We start from the raw sequence: 17,146 nt of genomic DNA on the forward strand, positions 1-17,146 counted from the left end.
CATTTGTTTTTCTTTATTTTATTATAACGCTTTCATTTTTTTTTTGCAAATTTTTTATCATCTGGCTAATGAAAATGTCACAATTTCTTTCACTCCCGCTTCCACTAAAATTTCCTTGGCCAATTGTAGGGTTGAGCCTGTTGTATAAATGTCATCTATCAAAAGGATTTTGGGTGGAAGTTGAACATTGTCTTTCAATTTAAAACACTGCCGGCTTTGCAATCGCTCCTCTCTTGTTTTACTGGATTGAGCAATTGTATCATGCTTTTCTAAAACTTCCTTAAATGGCAACTGTGCGCCCTCAAGAAGAGCTGTTACTTGGTTGAAGCCTCGCTTCTGGTACTTTTCACTACTTACAGGAATAGGAACAAGCGTATAATCACGGTAAACTTTTAATTCCTTTTGCAAAACTTCAGCAAATACAGAATAAAGGGCATAATCCCCTTGAAATTTATATTGACTGAAGAAGTCTTTCATGGCTTCATTATACACAAAACAGCTTTTATGGCAAACTTCTTTTCCTTTTTCTATCCACACTTGGCAATCCATGCAGACTTCACTTGCCCCGTCACGATAACACTTTGGGCAATGCTGCCCTGAAATGCGTTGAAATTTTTCAAAACAGGTATCACAGGCTCTTGCTTTTGGCTTCGTCAAAGTCAGCAAATCACAAAATGTTAGCTTTTCATCAAGTAGACTTTCACATAACAGACAGTTATTCATAAACCAGCCTCCTGATTCATCTCCTGAATTTCTTTAATCGCTTTTTCTATCGCCATAGTCGCACCGTCATGAAAAAAGATTAACTCGCCTGTCGGTCGATCCATACTGCGACCGACGCGTCCAGCGATTTGTACCAGAGCGCTGCGACTAAACAGACGGTGGTTGGCTTCTACCACGAAAACATCCACGCAAGGAAAAGTCACCCCACGCTCCAAAATCGTCGTCGTTACCAAAATCGTGATTTCTTTTTGACGAAATTTCTCTACAATTTCCAGTCGATTTTCAGTCGTCGAGGCTACAAAGCCAACTTTTTCATTAGGAAAAGTGCTTTGAAGAATCTCTGCAAATTCCTGCCCCTTTTTAATCTCAGAAGCAAAAATAAGAAGTGGAAAGCTTGTTTTTCTCTGCTTTTGAATAAACTGTCTTAACTTAGGAACTAGCTTCTTTTGACCAAGATATTTTTGAAAATCTGCCAACCAAATTTTTTGAGGAACAATCAAAGGATTCCCATGAAAACGTCTAGGAAGACTCAAACGAGTTAATTCTCCTTTAGCCACTTTTTTGTCCAACTCATCTGTGGAAGTTGCTGTTAAGAAAATCTTCGTTCCCTCTACTTTAACTGCCTGATGAACCGCATGATAAAGCATCGGATTGTCCACATAAGGAAAGGCATCTACTTCATCAACGATAAGAAGATCAAAGGTTTGATAAAATTTAAGAAGCTGATGCGTTGTAGCAATCACGAGAGGACTGCGGGAGTATGCTTCTGATTCACCGTGCAGGAGTGAAATATCACAGGTAAAATCTACTTTCAGTCTGCGATAAAGTTCTAAGCAGACATCAATTCTGGGGCTAGCCAAGCAGACGGCACCACCTTGATTGATGACTTGTGCTACTACTTGATAAATCATTTCCGTCTTTCCGGCTCCCGTGACTGCGTGAACCAAGCTATTTTTTCGTTTAGCAACCGCCTCTACAAGTCCTTGAGAAACCTTGGCTTGGAATACTGTCAACTTCCCTTGCCATTTCAAGACATTCGCTTTAGGAAATTCTTCCTGTGGAAAATAGTAAAGATCTTCATCACTTCTGACCCTTCCTAAGATCAAGCAAAACCTACAATAATAAGCACCTATTGGCAATTGGTGTTTTTCTTTGTCAATGACTTGTCCACAGCGATTGCAACTTATTTTCCCTTTTTCTTCTACCATTCCAGCTACGGTTTGTGCTTGCAATTGCAATTCTGGTGACAGTTGACTTTTGGTAAAAATACGACCTAAACAATCTTGTAATTCCGTCATATCTATTTATTCGGAAAAACTTTGGCAAAATAAAAGTTTTTTTGTAAAATGAAGATATGGAATTTAGAACAATCAAAGAGGACGGTCAAGTCCAAGAAGAAATCAAAAAATCGCGCTTTATCTGTCATATCAAGCGTGTGACAACAGAGGACGAAGCACGAGAGTTTATCAATACTATTAAAAAAGAACATTACAAAGCTACTCATAACTGCTCTGCCTTTATTTTAGGAGAGCGGAGCGAAATGAAGCGAAGTAGCGATGATGGAGAACCAAGTGGGACTGCTGGTGTACCTATGTTAGGCGTTTTAGAAAATCACCAACTAACCAATGTCTGTGCTGTCGTGACGCGCTATTTTGGGGGCATCAAGTTAGGAGCAGGTGGACTCATTCGGGCTTATGCTGGCAGCGTTGCCCTAGCTATCAAAGACATCGGAGTCGTCCATATAAAAGAACAACTTGGACTAAGACTTACTCTTTCCTACAGTCAGTATCAAGAATTGCCAAATTTTCTTAAAGCCAAACAGTTGCAAGAACAAGATACAGCTTTTACAGATCAAGTACAAACGACCATTTTCGTTGACAAAGACGATAAGGACAGCGTTATAGAAAGTTTGATTGAACTGTTTAATGGAAAAATTGACATTGTTGAGCAGGGATTGCGGAAAGTTGAGGTTCCCATTTCTTCATCCTAAATATTGAAAAAAGCTATCGACTTGATAGTTTTTTTATATTTTACAAAGACTCTTTTTCGTTTTATACTGATTGTATCAACAGAATCGAGGTATCATTTATGGCAAAAATTTATCATAACATTACAGAACTCATTGGAAATACTCCTATTGTGAAATTGAATAAGCTGGTTCCAGAAGGCGCTGCTGATGTCTATGTCAAGCTAGAAGCTTTCAATCCGGGGTCGTCTGTCAAAGACCGCATTGCTCTCAGCATGATTGAGACCGCTGAGCAAGAGGGCTTGATTCAGCCGGGTGCAACCATTGTCGAAGCAACCAGCGGAAATACTGGAATCGGTTTGTCTTGGGTCGGTGCTGCTAAAGGTTATAAGGTCGTTATTGTTATGCCAGAAACCATGAGTGTGGAGCGCCGCAAAATTATCCAAGCTTATGGTGCCGAATTGGTGCTCACTCCCGGAAGTGAGGGAATGAAAGGTGCGATTGCCAAAGCTGAAGAAATCGCCAAAGAACGTAACGGATGGCTACCACTACAGTTCAACAATCCAGCTAATCCTGAAGTACACGAAAGAACAACAGGAGCAGAAATTATCTCTGCTTTCGGTGAAAAAGGATTGGACGCCTTTGTCGGTGGAGTTGGCACAGGTGGTACAATTTCTGGCGTTTCTCACGCTCTCAAAAAAGTCAATCCAGATATACAAGTTTACGCAGTTGAAGCCGATGAGTCCGCTATCCTGTCCGGTGAAAATCCTGGACCACACAAGATTCAAGGAATTTCAGCTGGTTTCATCCCAGAAACACTGGACACTCAAGCTTATGACGGTATTGTCCGTGTTACCTCTGATCAAGCACTTGACCTTGGACGCCGTGTCGGTGGACAAGAAGGCTTTCTTGTAGGGATTTCTTCTGCCGCAGCTATCTATGCTGCACTTGAAGTAGCCAAAAAACTAGGAACAGGTAAAAAAGTCCTAGCTCTTGCTCCAGATAACGGCGAGCGCTACCTCTCAACCGCTCTCTATAATTTTGAGGTTTAGAAATCAAGGTATATACACGTATAAACTTTAAATTTGGATTTGCCAACAGTTTAAAAGAGTTTGGGACAAGAAGATTTCAATTTTTAAAAATCTTAATTATCAAGCCCTTCTAATCTATAATTAAATGCGAAAAGCGAACAAAGCAGAATTCTGATTACCAGAAAACTAGTTTTGTTCGCTTTTTATATTTGAGGTCGGACTTTTGTCCCAGCCTCTTTTTTTGATGGGGGTGTTTAAATCTTATTATTAGAAAATAGCAGATAAAATAATGCTTTCTATAGTTTAAATGTAACTTTCTATAGCCAATTTATGCTTGTTTTGTAATATACATTGAATGAATGATTCATTTATCTATATTATTAGACTAATAAGAAAAGTTTAGAATTCTATTGCTAGGATAGTTACAGTATAGCTAGGAAATACTAAAGGAAACTGAGAAGGAGCTTAAAGAAATATATTACACATAATGAAACATACCACTTCGTCATGCTACCTCAGCAGCATGAATCCTTTCTGTTATCAGATATTAGTTTATCCATTATACAGTAAAGAAGCATCTACATTAAAATTATAAGTATGAACTTTTAAGTTCATAAAATATCTAAATACTTGTCAATTTTTGTAGAAGATATTGTTTGACTCAAAAAAAGATACTCGACTCCTTTTTTTGAATTCCCTGCACTGTAGTTTAATACATATGGAAAATATTCGAAATTTGAATACATATTCTTAATCTTATCATGAAAATCATAAGTAAGGATCCATTTGTGATTACTCATGTATTTATCAATTGTATCTCGTAATTCTAAATGATCTATATATTCATAAAAATTTGTATACAATTGCTTTCCCTTAACAAAATATGGAGGATCAAAAAAAGTGAGCGAACGCTTTGTACGTCTAATATTGTTTTTAATAAACTCAATAGCATCTAAATTATACAAACGAATTTTATTTCTATTGTTAGCAATCAACTCAATCTTATTTACCAGCACTTCTATATTATACCGGCAATTCATTTTATAATTTCCCGTTTGATTTCTACCACCTATAGGACCTGCCTGAATAATCCCTGAACGATTTGTCCTATTTAGATAAAATGTGGAAAAACCTAGTGTCAGTAAGTCAGCATTTTCTTTCTTTTTTTGAATAGCTTGCTGCTTATCCCATTCCTCAATTGTAAATTCTGCTTCTTTTACTTTTTTGATAAATGCTTCAGTATTATGTAAAATGGAGTACCACATTGCATATATGGATCTATCAAAATCATTTAACATTATTTTTTTTACGTCATTATTAAATAATAACTTTAGCGCTACTGCAGCACCTCCACAAAATGGTTCTATATAGGTATCTATATCATTGCTCTTTACCAGATATTTAACATATTGATAAGTTTTATTTTTCCCTCCAGGATAGCGTAACGGGCTAAAGTTATCCATTATTTACTCCTTCTGATAGTCTATCAAAAACGACAGAGAAATATTTTTGATACTTACTGCATGTTGTTTTAATATCAATAGAACTTATAGTGGCTCCGTAATCATGAATTAAACCATTTAATGTCTCTATATCATTTGTGTTTTTTAATGCCTTTACTTCCTCTTTATTTAATAATCCTTTATCAGATAAATGTCCTTTAACTGTGGTAATGAAGGAGGATAAATTATCAGCAGGCTTCTTGATTGAGAATAAGTCTATATAAGCCTTAGCAGTATATTCCATTAATGCACGAAGCAAAAATGCAAGTATGATATACTCGTCGTCATTATGTGATAAAGAGTTATATTTTTGTAGATTTCTTATTACTCCACAAATCTTAAAATACTTGGGATTAGCAGATAACTTTGATAAAGATTCATCATACCATTGTTGGTTAAACAAAAATTGATAATCTTCTTGATGAGCATCAATCTCTATATTTAAAAATATTTGAAAATGTTTAGTCTCCCCAGCGTAATTGACAGCAATATCATATTTTCCATTTTCAGAAATAGAGTCTATCACATTATTTTTTATCACAATATTTCGATGTGTACAGCTAATCGAAATTCTAGAGTATTCTGAACTTTGTTTCGATACCTTATTTCCCTCATTGTCCACTAAATCAATATCATTAACTAAATCATAATTTCGCTGTTTTATGGCAACTGATTTCTGGGGAACAAAAAATTTATATTTTGTTTCTTGTTTTTGTGTGTCATTATTTTTCGTGTTATTCTCACGCGTATCATTGACTGGTAAGTTAGATGTCCCTTTATTATCTATCACACTATCTTCAGTAGTTTTTGTATCATTACTTATTGGATTATTTTTTGACGATTCTTCCTTAAAGACTTTGTTTTTTTCAAATTCTTTATATTCTGTGATTTTTCCAGCTAAACCTGGGATCACTTTATCATTTTTGACAATTTCATTCCATTGTCCTTGTACGCTAAATACCCGTGTATCTAATTTTTTATCAACCCAGACTGCTTTACCTAACAACCCTAATATTTCATAATAAACTTTTCTATTTTTCGCTACAAGTTGAAAATCATCATTAAACTCAAGATCTAACTCTTTAATCAATGGTCTTAAAACCCTTGAAACAAGAACATCTGTATCCAAATGTGCTAATTCTTTTAAATCAGGTTTATAGTTTTTTGTTACATTATAAACGGAAGTTAAATAATTTAGTTGTTGTATAGCATTTCGTATCGCAACTTTTCCTTCTGGAGTGATATTTTTAATTTTATCTAAAGCTTTATCACTTGATAAGCCCTTTTTCCTATATTGGGTATAAAGATTGTGGTAAAATACCCTTTTATCAGTAGCACTCCAAGTTTTAATTCCATCAACATGTTTTGCACTAATTTTAAAAAGCGCTTCGTCTCTAGTATCTTCTTTTACCACATCGCAACTAACTTCAAAATCCTTTAAGCTCGGCTTTAATTGTTCAAGCTTTTTTCTTTCTGAACTTGTCAAGAGAGATATGTATTGGAATAAAAGCTTCAGTGAAGCAATTCTCCTGTTCCCCTCTAAAACAGTATAACTAATTTTTCCGGCATTTTCACGTTTTAAAACAATAATACGCTCACCTATTGTATTATATCCGTTTTCTAAAATTTGAAATGCAAGTTCTTTGATTTGTTCAAAATCAATCAAATATTTAATTATTTCTTCTTCACTATTAAAATCAAACATTGAAAATCTAGGATTATTATAATCCAAATCAACCTCCAAAGGATTTAAAACTACGGTATCAAACATAGGTATTCCTTTCGTATCTGTTCAAGTATATTTGATATTATACCATAAAAACACGGCTTCTACACCGTGTTCTGTGGTTATTTAGCCAATTTCTCCATATCAGCCTTACGCGCTACAGTCGCATCATACTTAGCTTGGTAGTCGGTTTGTTTGTTGCGTTCTTTTTGGACAACTTCTGGTTTGGCGTTAGCGACGAATTTTTCGTTGCTGAGTTTCTTGGCAACTATATCTAATTCTTTTTGCCATTTAGCAAGTTCTTTGTCAAGACGTGCCAATTCTTCTTCAACGTTAAGAAGGTCAGCAAGTGGCAAGAAGATTTCAGCACCTGTTATGATGCTGGACATAGCTAATTCTGGCGCCTCAATGTCAGAAGCAATTTCCAAATGCTCTGGATTTGTAAAGCGTTTGATGTAGTTCACATTGGCATTGAAGAAACTTTCCAATTCTTTATCGCTGGTTTTCACCAGGATGGTGATTGGTTTGCTTGGAGCAACATTCACCTCGCTACGTGCGTTACGAACAGCACGAATCAGGTCTTTCAGGCTTTCAACACCTTTATGCGCAGCTTCATTTTCAAAGGCTGAATTAACAGTTGGGTAGGCTGCTGTTACAATTGAATCTTCAGAAATTTGTTCAAAGATTTCTTCCGTCACAAATGGCATGATTGGGTGAAGCAAACGAAGAACCTTATCAAGCGTGTAAAGAAGAACTGAACGGGTGATAACTTTTTCATCCTCGCTATCGCTGTAAAGCACTTCTTTCGTCAATTCCACATACCAGTCAGCAAATTCATCCCAGATGAAATTGTAAAGAATGTGACCAGCCACACCGAATTCAAATTTATCAAAGTTTTCAGTAACTTTGGCAATTGTTTCATTCAAATTGTGAAGAATCCAACGGTCAGTAACATTCCCGACTGTACCAGCCACAACTTTGTCAACATTTGCGCTCGCTTGGTCAAGCGTAAGGTCTTCATTATTCATGAGGATGTAACGAGAGATGTTCCAGATTTTGTTAATGAAGTTCCAGCTGGCATCCATTTTTTCATAAGAGAAACGAACGTCTTGACCAGGTGCAGAACCGTTTGATAAGAACCAACGAAGCGCGTCAGCACCGTATTTTTCGATAACGTCCATTGGGTCAATACCGTTACCAAGTGATTTAGACATTTTACGTCCTTGTTCGTCACGTATAAGACCATGGATAAGCACGTTTTCAAATGGACTTCTACCTGTAAACTCAATACCTTGAAAAATCATACGTGATACCCAGAAAGGAATAATATCATATCCAGTAACTAGAGTTGAGTTTGGATAATATCTTTTGAAATCTTCTGCTTCTGTGTCAGGCCAACCCATTGTTGAGAATGGCCATAGTGCTGAACTAAACCAAGTGTCAAGCACATCTTCGTCTTGAGTCCATCCGTCACCTTCTGGAGCTTCTTCACCGACGTACATTTCACCTTCAGCATTGTACCATGCAGGAATTTGGTGCCCCCACCATAATTGACGAGAGATAACCCAGTCGTGAACGTTTTCCATCCATTGTAGGAAAGTATCGTTGAAACGTGGTGGGTAGAATTTTACTTCGTCATCAGTGTCTTGGTTAGCAATGGCATTTTTAGCCAATTGGTCCATTTTAACGAACCATTGTGTTGACAAACGTGGTTCAACTGGCACACCAGTACGTTCTGAATGACCAATGCTGTGAACCATTTTTTCAATTTCAACAAGCGCACCGATTTCTTCCAATTTTTTAACAACGGCTTTACGAGCTTCAAAGCGGTCCATACCAGCAAATTCACCAGCAAGTTCGTTCATTGTACCGTCGTCGTTCATGACGTTGATTTGTGGCAAGTTATGACGCTGACCAACTAAGAAGTCATTAGGGTCGTGTGCTGGAGTGATTTTAACTACACCAGTACCAAATTCTGGGTCAGCGTGTTCGTCACCAACGATTGGAATAGCTTTGTTAACGATTGGAAGGATAACATTTTGACCAATCAAATCTTTGTAACGGTCATCATTTGGGTTAACCGCAACGGCAACGTCACCGAACATTGTTTCAGGACGAGTTGTGGCAACTTCAAGGCTACGTGAACCATCTTCCAACATGTAGTTCATGTGGTAGAAAGCACCTTCGACATCTTTGTGGATAACTTCGATATCAGAAAGGGCTGTACGAGCTTTTGGATCCCAGTTGATGATAAATTCACCACGATAAATCCAACCTTTTTTATAAAGTTCAACAAAGACTTTACGAACCGCTTTTGACAAACCTTCGTCAAGAGTGAAACGTTCACGTGAGTAGTCAACAGAGATACCCATTTTACCCCATTGTTGTTTGATTGTTGATGCGTATTCATCTTTCCATTCCCAGACTTTATCAAGGAATTTTTCACGACCAAGGTCGTAACGTGAGATACCATCTTCAGCAAGACGTGCCTCAACTTTAGCTTGTGTTGCAATCCCCGCATGATCCATACCAGGAAGCCATAACGTATCAAAACCTTGCATCCGTTTTTGACGGATAATAATATCTTGCAAAGTCGTATCCCAAGCGTGACCAAGGTGAAGTTTACCAGTTACGTTTGGTGGTGGAATAACGATAGAATACGGATGAGCTTTCTTATCGCCAGATGGCTTGAAAACATCCTCATCCAACCATTTTTGATAACGCCCAGCCTCAACTTCGGCTGGATTGTATTTTGGTGAAAGTTCTTTTGACATTAGTTTTGCTCCTTAATTATTTTTATTTACAATATTTACCAAACCAATTTTTGAAAGTTCCATATAAATCTCGTCAATTTCTGCAAATGCTGCAAGTGGTGATATAGTAAAACTTTCAGGTTTATATTTGAGATTGTATTTACTAATTCTTGAAACGTAATACTTGACTGGTTTCAAAGCCAAATCCTTAAGTTTTTCCCTTAAAGAAATCAGTTTTTGGTGATTTAATTCTAAAAAGAATTGATTATAATTTCCATAAAGCTCAATCATTGAATGAAATAAATTTTCAACCAAGTCACTTGCATCAATCTTTGGATTTTCTAAGCGTTTTTCTTTCAATTCTTTTCGCATTTTTTTCCAATTAAAGCTTGAATTAAGTAAATAATCTAAATCAATATATAAATTGGCTATTTGTTTGCCTGAATTTATATCTACTTCTTTTAAATTGATTTCCGTAATTGGTAAACCAACATGTTGCGAAAAATTTCTCAAATAATAGCAAAACCTGTAAGAAAAATTAGTATCATATTGATAACTAGAGAATTGATGAATACGCTCAAACTCTTCACTTTCCATAGAAAATTTTGCCTTAATCTGATTTTCGTTAAAATCAACAAATAACTTTCCACTTGATAGTAAATGAAGCATGGAACGATTTACAACATTTTCTTCAATTGGCAATTTTTTCATTTCTAAGTCTTTTTTTAAATTTTTAAAATCCGACACATCTGATACAAACAGTTTAAACACACCTGAATCTTCTGAAAATCTTTTTTTATATCAAAAATTTGGTTAGAAATTGATACTAGCTCCTTGGTAGGTTCAATATCAGAAGTAACAATATGTTTCTCATCATTAACAATCTCTAAATACGCTAATCGTTCGATAATATCATTATCACTTAATTCAGCATACTTTTCATTTATTATTTTTATTTGATTATCCGATAAAATTGAATCGTGTTTTGACAATTCTATTTCTCTCCTTGTAAATAATTCAAAATTTTAAAAATTTTTTCCAACTCTTGTCTCTGCATATACGCTTTCATATAGTCATAATCTGGTGATCCAACTTCAGTAACTGGAAGCATAATCTTTTGACGTTTCATACGTTCGCCATTGAATTTATAACCATAGGCATACTTGATTTTTTGAGACAAAATCATTTGTTTCAAGAAAAGGTAGGTATATTTGTTTCCGTATATTTCATCTTTCCATTTCAATCGTTTGACATCATCAGAAAAAATGGCTTCGTAGGGATGATAGAAATTCTCAACGACGCTACCATTGTAATTTACACCAAGCACATTTGCATCAAGACTTTTATTTTTGGGAACTATATAGCATTTTACACTAATCACAATATATAGTATCTTAAAATAAGATTTTTGTAAATTTGACAACTATACTTTGTAGTTGTGTAAACAGGTATATAATTCCCTTATTTTTATTAGATACAAAGGCTGTAACTCCATTATCGCTATCGCTAGCACCTACAAATGGTCTTAATCCAATTTCTTGATTTGCTTTTGTCAAACGAACGCCCGATTTAATCTCACAAATATCCTCAATCCAGAAATCTTTCCAAGAAATTTCACAAACTTTTTCTTCAAGAATGATCTTCACTCTGATATATATATATATATATTCGAGCACTTCTTGGACTTTATCAAGTTCTAATTTTTTCACAAAGTCAGACATATATTGGAAATCGGGGTTACCTTGCTTATCAGCTGGGAGAATGATTTTCTCTCTTTTTATACGAGTATCATTGATTTCACGATTAAAAGAGTATTTTTCTTCTAAACGTTTGACAACTGTTGATAAAAATAAATAAGCATATTTATCTGCATTCTCTGATTTTAAAGCCGTCACATGATCACTAGCTACAAACTCAAATTGCTGATAAAAGGTTGAACCAACACTTCCACTATTGGCTAACGTGAGAACATTTTCAAATTCTCTAACTCCTGCATCATTTCCAATAAAGCCATCTACACCGTTATTTTCAGCAGTTGAGGAAATATATGGTTTAGGACCGTCTGTCTGATTAGCTTTTGTCAGACGTTTTCCTCTTTGAATTTCTTGAAAAACTTCAGTGAAACGAAACGTTTTCCATTCTACCTTGTCTAGTCCTACCACATCTCCAGCAAGCTCGACCAATTTCCGCTCATAATAATCGATGATTTTCTGAACTTGTTGCTTCTGTTCTTGCTTGATGTAATCTTCCATAAACTGCCAGTTAGGCTGCCCTTGGGAATTGATAGGAAGAAGTATTTTCCCATTTCTCAATCTATTTCCATTAAATAAATAGCCGTACGAAGCCTTAGACATAGATGTATTTTGAATAACAGTACAAATAAATTGTCCACTAAATTTATTCAAATTTTTATTTATTAATATGTTTACTGAAGCGCCGCTAAAACCACGACCTACAAAATCGTAATCATGATAAAAGCAAATACCCTTTATTGGATCAACGGTAATCACTCCAGAATTAGTAATAATATTTTTATTAGCTTCTACGAAGCTTATAACAGCATTATTCGTACCAGAAGAGGAAATATATGGCGTGTTACCTGAATTATAATTTTCGGCTGACCTTCCTTTGACATTAGATACATCGAATAGATTCCCTATCTTAAACTCTCCCCATTCCACATCCGTCAATTTTAACTTACTCATCTTTGTCACCTGCCATTAGTTTTTTGATTTGCTTGTCAAAATCCGACACGATTTTCTGGGTGCGGTTGAATTTCTCATATTCTTGACTGGCTTTCTCATCTGCCTGTTTTTTAGAAATAGATCCTTTTCCTTCTAGAATTTCATATTCATTAAAAGAAAGGAAGCGGTCAATACTTTCCGCCAAAGATTGCATAGTAAAGGTATTGCGTCGCTCAACCAAACCTTCAATATAGTCGAAGTAAGAGGTTACGGTACGTTCTAACTGGCGAATTTCGGTTTCTTGCAAATAATTCTTAGCAACTGTCACATCCGATTTCAGTACTCGTCCATCTGGTGCATTTTTCCAAGTCGTTAATCCCATTTGATTCTTTTCAGCATCTGCCTTATGATAAATAATCTCAGCAGCAGTATTACCTGTAATAGCAAAATGGAACTTGTTCTGCACCATGGCATAGAAATTCTTAGTGATTTCAGAATTTCTATCGTAATCAATAGCGCATTCTGCAAAAATATCGGTTATTTGCTGATAAATACGGCGTTCACTGGCACGAATGGAACGGATTCGCTCTAAGAGTTCACGGAAGTAATCTTGACTAAAGACCGTTTGTCCCTGTTTAAGACGTTCATCATCAAGTACGAACCCCTTAATAATAAATTCTTTTAAGGTATTCGTTGCCCAAATTCGAAATTGTGTCGCCTTTGTTGAGTTGGCGCGATAACCGACTGATATAATGGCATCAAGATTATAATATTCTAATTCGCGCTGAACCGCTCTATTACCCTCTTTTTGAACTGTTCGAAATTTTCGAACAGTTGCCAGCTTATCTAACTCGCCATCACTATAAATATTTGATAAATGGTGACTAACCGTTGATTTAGAAACTCCGAACAACTCAGAAATCCCTTTTTGTGTCAACCAAAGATTTTCATCTTGTAAGAGAATATCTAAATTAACATCACCATTAGGTGTCGTATAAAGGACAAAATTAGAAATTTCATTCATACTTGTCACCTTTTTCCGCTACCATCGGAAGTTCCTCAATATCGGTAATTTCTTGGTAATTCTCTTTCTCTTCTATTCCGAAAAGATAACCTCGTCCATGAGTAATCATATTGACTTCAAAAGTTAGGTAATCTGCAATTGTCTTTTGAAAATCTGCCTCAGAAGGAATTTCATCATTAAAGTAATAGAAAGAGTGGAGCCACTCATCATCAGCTTCAATCGTTGTTTGAACACAGAACTTAGTTTCTGCTTCCGTGCGATCAAACCATACATCAAGCAAGTGTTGTTTTTTATCTTTAGCTGTAGCTGTTTCAACCAGACCGATATGTTTAGAAACTTCAAAACCATCATTTTCAAAGTTGATAAATTTGCATTCTTTTTCCGGACGATGTGGTATACCAGCTGTAAATACTGCAATACAGGGATTTGTTCCTACTCCATAAAAGGTATTCTTATTAAGTGTGATAACCCCCTCTAAAGTATGACGTTTTAAAATGTTTTGTTTAGCTTCTTTTTCAAACTTAGTCTTCCCTGTAAAGGTGGACTGAGGAACAATCACAACAGCCTTAGCCCCTTCAACTAAAGAATTTAACAAATGTTCTGTAAAGTTGATTTCATACAGTTCGGTATTGGCTGTCGAACCCATTGAATACGGCGGATTCATCATACCAATATTGCATTGTTTTAGCTGAAGCTTACTAGGATTTTGGCGTAGAAAATCTTGGTTTTCAAGGTTACTTTTCCCATCACCACGTAATATCATATTTGTCGTAGCAATTGTAAACATATAAGATTGCTCCTCAATTCCGAAGAGCTGATGTTTACGAATTTGCTCACGTTGATAATCACTTTCCGCTTTTGTTAACATATCATGCATTGCAGCGATTAGGAATCCTGCTGTACCGCAAGTCGGATCAAAAACCTTATCTATCGGCTTTAAATCAACTAAATCACAAAATAGTTCTGTGATATGTTTTGGTGTTAAGACAATACCTAAGTTCTGGCCGTCTCCTCCAGAGTATGACATAAATTCCCCGTAGAAACGACCAAGATAATCTTCGGCAGAACTGTTATATCTTAAACTTTGATAAATACTCTTATAAAGAAATTCTGTAAAGTGTTTGATAGGTGTTTTGCCGAGATTAGAATTCTTCTCATTAATTTTTACATCGTCTCTGATGATGGCAAACTGACTAAGTAGTTTATCTTTTTTTACTTCGGGAGATACATTAGCACGCTGAAGATTAGACTTGATGGCAGTATATATCTTTGACCCGTCTGTTTTTATAGTATCTCCCGTTAAACTTTCCAAAGAGAAGTTTCCATGCTCCGTTTCTCTCAATGCTAACAGGATTCCTGAAACAATTAGTGGTTTATTCTTTTCCTCAATATTACCGTAATTTCTTAAATCATTATGTAAAGTTGCTGCATCTTTTAAAATTTCAGCTGTTTCTTTTTCAAAATTGGTTTCTTCTTGAAGAATCTCTTTTACGTAATATTCATCAATATTATCTATTGAAAAGGAAATCAAAGTTTCAATGTCTGCAAGTTCAAAATACTCACCACGTTCATTTACAAAAACAGGAGTAATACGGTGCTTTTTTTCATTACCACTAATACCAAGTGCAATGATTTTTTTATAATTAACTTTACCTGCTAAATGTTTTGCATAAAAAACAGCGCCATTAACGGCATAGTCTGTATTTGATTTCGTATCATCAGCAATTAAATCATCATTTGTATAATTGACATGTTTGGATAATCCAGACTTATCTTCAATAACAATCAAAAAATCTTTAACAATTCCAACGTATTCTGGAAAACCTGAATTTCCAGTCCCTTTTTTCGAGGCAGTTTTCAGTGCTTCATCAATCTCTTTAACATTACTTCCCTGTGCATCAAACTTTTCTCGAATTCCTGCTTCTTTCAAAAGTTCGTGAACCCATAAATCAGTATTTACTTCTTTTTTCGCCATTATCAACTCCTTCTAATCCATCAATCCCCCACTCACTCTTCAGCAATCCATATATCAGTCTGTCACAGCGGTTCCCTTGAACATCCTTTCTGTCTCGGATACGAGCTTCGAGGGTAAAGCCAAGTTTCTCTGCGACTCGTTGACTTTGGACATTGTAGCTAAAACAAGTCAGCTCAATCTTGTGAAGACCAAGTTTCTTAAAAGCCTCATCAATCAATGCACGCGCTGCTTCTGGCACATAACCGCGCCCCCAATAGTCTGGATGCAGGGTATAGCCGATTTCCAAGACATCATCTGCATGGCGATGATTAAAATCAATCGAGCCAATCATCTTGTCTGTCCCTTTCAAACAAATCCCATACCCCGACGGAATTTGCTCTTTCTCTAAGTTTTCTCTGTAAATATTCTCCAAATAGAAAATTTCATCTTCTACTGTCTTAACCGGTGGAAATCCAGCTGGATAGCTGACTTCTGGCAAGCTGGCATAAGCAAAAATATCCTTTGCGTCCGCTACCATTCTCTGCCGCAAAATTAGGCGTTCCGTTTCAACCTTTGGCAGTTCTTTACCATTATAAGTTTCAAGGATTTTCATCGGCTCCTCCTTCAATTTGTTCCATCTTATCCCGAATCAGCTCCGCTGTTGCTTTGGCAGATAAATCTGTATTGTTGATTTTAACATAATGCACCAAGTCTTTTGGCTTTTTCTTAGGATTAAAGCGGGCATATTCCATGGTTGATAGAATATCAGACTCCGACCATTCCACATTTCACTTCCATGGCTTATGTTGCAAGCGATTCTCCGTCGTATTTCTTCGCAGACGCTCCTGCAAGTCCGTTTCTAACTCTACAAATAAGACTTCTCTCTCAAATGAATGAAAAATCTCTTGAATTCGTCTTAAAAAATCCAGATCATTTTCATCATTGAAATCAATAACGACTGTAAAAATAAGACCACGGTCTGCCTTGACAAAGGCTTCAAAAAAATCAAACCGAATGGTATCAATCAGCTCTCTGGCTTCCGGTGACATAGGTAAAAAGCGGGTCACAAAATCAATCGAGTCATGATTGTGAAAGAGCTTCAAATCAGATACTTTCTCTAATTCCTGCCCAATTGTCATCTTTCCTGAAGCCTGGGCTCCAATTATTATAACGTTCATCATCGTAGCCTCTATTCCTACATCACTTCCCCAAATAAAAAATCCCTGTCATCCATGACAGGGACGAATCTCTCCGCGGTACCACCCAATTTCGGGCAGACGCCCGCAACTCTAGCCTTCTTGTTTATCTTTTATTACATCGTTAGCTCGCTTAGATGTATGCCAGTACAACCCGCAACTTGTGGCTTAGTCCTAAAAGTAAACAAAAAAACACCATTATTTCAATTTTAGCCTTAGCAACCAGTTTTGACATTTGTGCGGATTTCTCAGCAACACCGCTTTCTGTGACAAATGGGATTCAAAACACCTCTAATGCATTTAGTTTAACATGTTTTCTAGAGAAAATCAATAATTTCTCTGTCCAAAAAGTCCGTCTGGTAGGTCATGAAATCCCTTACCCTCTTGATAATTGGCAAATTTCCCCAATAGAAACTGATAGGCATCTAGGCGGCTCTCATAACGAATCGCAGCTTCTTTAGCGCGTTCATCTTTATCTTCCTCATAAACTTTCTGACTTTCTTCAAGAGCCATTTCGTTGATAGTCACCTGAGTTTTGACCCAAGCTTCAAAATCCTTTAAAAATTCCTGTTCGTACGTCATCATAT

The 17,146-nt window shown here is 36.2% G+C and carries 13 protein-coding genes and 3 pseudogenes; 2 read left to right on the top strand and 14 right to left on the bottom strand.

Going from position 1 to position 17,146, the window contains the following annotated elements; all coding sequences use genetic code 11:
- Window positions 1-57: 57 nt before the first annotated feature.
- Window positions 58-723: a ComF family protein gene (locus ABKA15_RS07240; protein ID WP_106387856.1), complete on the bottom strand. Its 666-nt coding sequence runs from the start codon at window positions 721-723 to the stop codon at window positions 58-60.
- Window positions 720-2,021: a DEAD/DEAH box helicase gene (locus ABKA15_RS07245; protein WP_106387857.1), complete on the bottom strand. Its 1,302-nt coding sequence runs from the start codon at window positions 2,019-2,021 to the stop codon at window positions 720-722. The genes ABKA15_RS07240 and ABKA15_RS07245 overlap by 4 nt, the downstream gene beginning before the upstream one ends.
- 56 nt (window positions 2,022-2,077) lie before the next feature.
- On the opposite strand from ABKA15_RS07245, the gene ABKA15_RS07250 reads away from it, so the two are divergent.
- Window positions 2,078-2,713, top strand: coding sequence for a YigZ family protein (locus tag ABKA15_RS07250; protein WP_106387858.1), 636 nt, complete (start codon window positions 2,078-2,080; stop codon window positions 2,711-2,713).
- Window positions 2,714-2,811: 98 nt separating this feature from the next.
- Window positions 2,812-3,741, top strand: coding sequence for a cysteine synthase A (gene cysK / locus ABKA15_RS07255; RefSeq protein WP_106387859.1), 930 nt, complete (start codon window positions 2,812-2,814; stop codon window positions 3,739-3,741).
- Between the two features lie 590 nt (window positions 3,742-4,331).
- Here the strand turns inward: cysK and ABKA15_RS07260 are convergent.
- From ABKA15_RS07260 to ABKA15_RS07315, 12 genes and pseudogenes are all read right to left on the bottom strand, one after another.
- On the bottom strand, window positions 4,332-5,183 hold the full coding sequence (locus ABKA15_RS07260; protein ID WP_059221073.1) for a DNA adenine methylase: 852 nt from the start codon (window positions 5,181-5,183) through the stop codon (window positions 4,332-4,334).
- A complete protein-coding gene (locus ABKA15_RS07265; RefSeq protein ID WP_106079176.1) occupies window positions 5,176-6,993 on the bottom strand; it encodes a hypothetical protein in 1,818 nt (605 codons plus the stop codon). Before ABKA15_RS07265 ends, ABKA15_RS07260 begins: the two co-directional genes overlap by 8 nt.
- Before the next feature lie 77 nt (window positions 6,994-7,070).
- Window positions 7,071-9,722 carry a valine--tRNA ligase gene (locus tag ABKA15_RS07270; protein WP_186832758.1) on the bottom strand — a complete coding sequence of 884 codons (2,652 nt, stop codon included), beginning with the start codon at window positions 9,720-9,722 and terminating at the stop codon, window positions 7,071-7,073.
- Window positions 9,723-9,734: 12 nt separating this feature from the next.
- The gene (locus ABKA15_RS07275; protein WP_264341042.1) at window positions 9,735-10,472 is read right to left on the bottom strand and encodes a hypothetical protein; all 738 of its coding nucleotides are present in this window, start codon (window positions 10,470-10,472) and stop codon (window positions 9,735-9,737) included.
- Window positions 10,427-10,693, bottom strand: a complete 267-nt coding sequence (locus tag ABKA15_RS07280) for a hypothetical protein (protein WP_264341041.1) — start codon at window positions 10,691-10,693, stop codon at window positions 10,427-10,429. Before ABKA15_RS07280 ends, ABKA15_RS07275 begins: the two co-directional genes overlap by 46 nt.
- Window positions 10,694-10,695: 2 nt before the next feature.
- Window positions 10,696-11,049, bottom strand: a pseudogene (locus ABKA15_RS07285) (restriction endonuclease subunit S); the annotation flags it as partial.
- Between the two features lie 112 nt (window positions 11,050-11,161).
- A pseudogene (locus ABKA15_RS07290) lies at window positions 11,162-12,406 on the bottom strand (restriction endonuclease subunit S); the annotation flags it as partial.
- Window positions 12,399-13,409 carry a RhuM family protein gene (rhuM, locus tag ABKA15_RS07295; RefSeq protein WP_186832759.1) on the bottom strand — a complete coding sequence of 337 codons (1,011 nt, stop codon included), beginning with the start codon at window positions 13,407-13,409 and terminating at the stop codon, window positions 12,399-12,401. The gene rhuM and the pseudogene ABKA15_RS07290, both read right to left, overlap by 8 nt.
- The gene (locus ABKA15_RS07300) at window positions 13,402-15,384 is read right to left on the bottom strand and encodes an N-6 DNA methylase (protein ID WP_186832760.1); all 1,983 of its coding nucleotides are present in this window, start codon (window positions 15,382-15,384) and stop codon (window positions 13,402-13,404) included. Before ABKA15_RS07300 ends, rhuM begins: the two co-directional genes overlap by 8 nt.
- Complete coding sequence (locus ABKA15_RS07305; RefSeq protein ID WP_186832761.1) at window positions 15,359-15,976, bottom strand: GNAT family protein; 618 nt, start codon at window positions 15,974-15,976, stop codon at window positions 15,359-15,361. Before ABKA15_RS07305 ends, ABKA15_RS07300 begins: the two co-directional genes overlap by 26 nt.
- A pseudogene (locus ABKA15_RS07310) lies at window positions 15,963-16,541 on the bottom strand (shikimate kinase). The gene ABKA15_RS07305 and the pseudogene ABKA15_RS07310 overlap by 14 nt, the downstream one beginning before the upstream one ends.
- A gap of 345 nt (window positions 16,542-16,886) precedes the next feature.
- Complete coding sequence (locus ABKA15_RS07315; RefSeq protein ID WP_022525301.1) at window positions 16,887-17,141, bottom strand: DUF1912 family protein; 255 nt, start codon at window positions 17,139-17,141, stop codon at window positions 16,887-16,889.
- Between the last annotated feature and the right edge of the window lie 5 nt (window positions 17,142-17,146).

It is taken from the genome of Streptococcus sp. KHUD_010 (genome assembly GCF_040207525.1).
Taxonomy (GTDB): Bacteria; Bacillota; Bacilli; order Lactobacillales; family Streptococcaceae; genus Streptococcus; species Streptococcus hominis.

Coding starts and splice junctions, on each gene's coding strand:
- ABKA15_RS07240 (WP_106387856.1), bottom strand. CDS start 723: ATGAATAACTGTCTGTTATGTGAAAGTCTACTTGATGAAAAGCTAACA.
- ABKA15_RS07245 (WP_106387857.1), bottom strand. CDS start 2,021: ATGACGGAATTACAAGATTGTTTAGGTCGTATTTTTACCAAAAGTCAA.
- ABKA15_RS07250 (WP_106387858.1), top strand. CDS start 2,078: ATGGAATTTAGAACAATCAAAGAGGACGGTCAAGTCCAAGAAGAAATC.
- cysK (WP_106387859.1), top strand. CDS start 2,812: ATGGCAAAAATTTATCATAACATTACAGAACTCATTGGAAATACTCCT.
- ABKA15_RS07260 (WP_059221073.1), bottom strand. CDS start 5,183: ATGGATAACTTTAGCCCGTTACGCTATCCTGGAGGGAAAAATAAAACT.
- ABKA15_RS07265 (WP_106079176.1), bottom strand. CDS start 6,993: ATGTTTGATACCGTAGTTTTAAATCCTTTGGAGGTTGATTTGGATTAT.
- ABKA15_RS07270 (WP_186832758.1), bottom strand. CDS start 9,722: ATGTCAAAAGAACTTTCACCAAAATACAATCCAGCCGAAGTTGAGGCT.
- rhuM (WP_186832759.1), bottom strand. CDS start 13,409: ATGAATGAAATTTCTAATTTTGTCCTTTATACGACACCTAATGGTGAT.
- ABKA15_RS07300 (WP_186832760.1), bottom strand. CDS start 15,384: ATGGCGAAAAAAGAAGTAAATACTGATTTATGGGTTCACGAACTTTTG.
- ABKA15_RS07305 (WP_186832761.1), bottom strand. CDS start 15,976: ATGAAAATCCTTGAAACTTATAATGGTAAAGAACTGCCAAAGGTTGAA.
- ABKA15_RS07315 (WP_022525301.1), bottom strand. CDS start 17,141: ATGACGTACGAACAGGAATTTTTAAAGGATTTTGAAGCTTGGGTCAAA.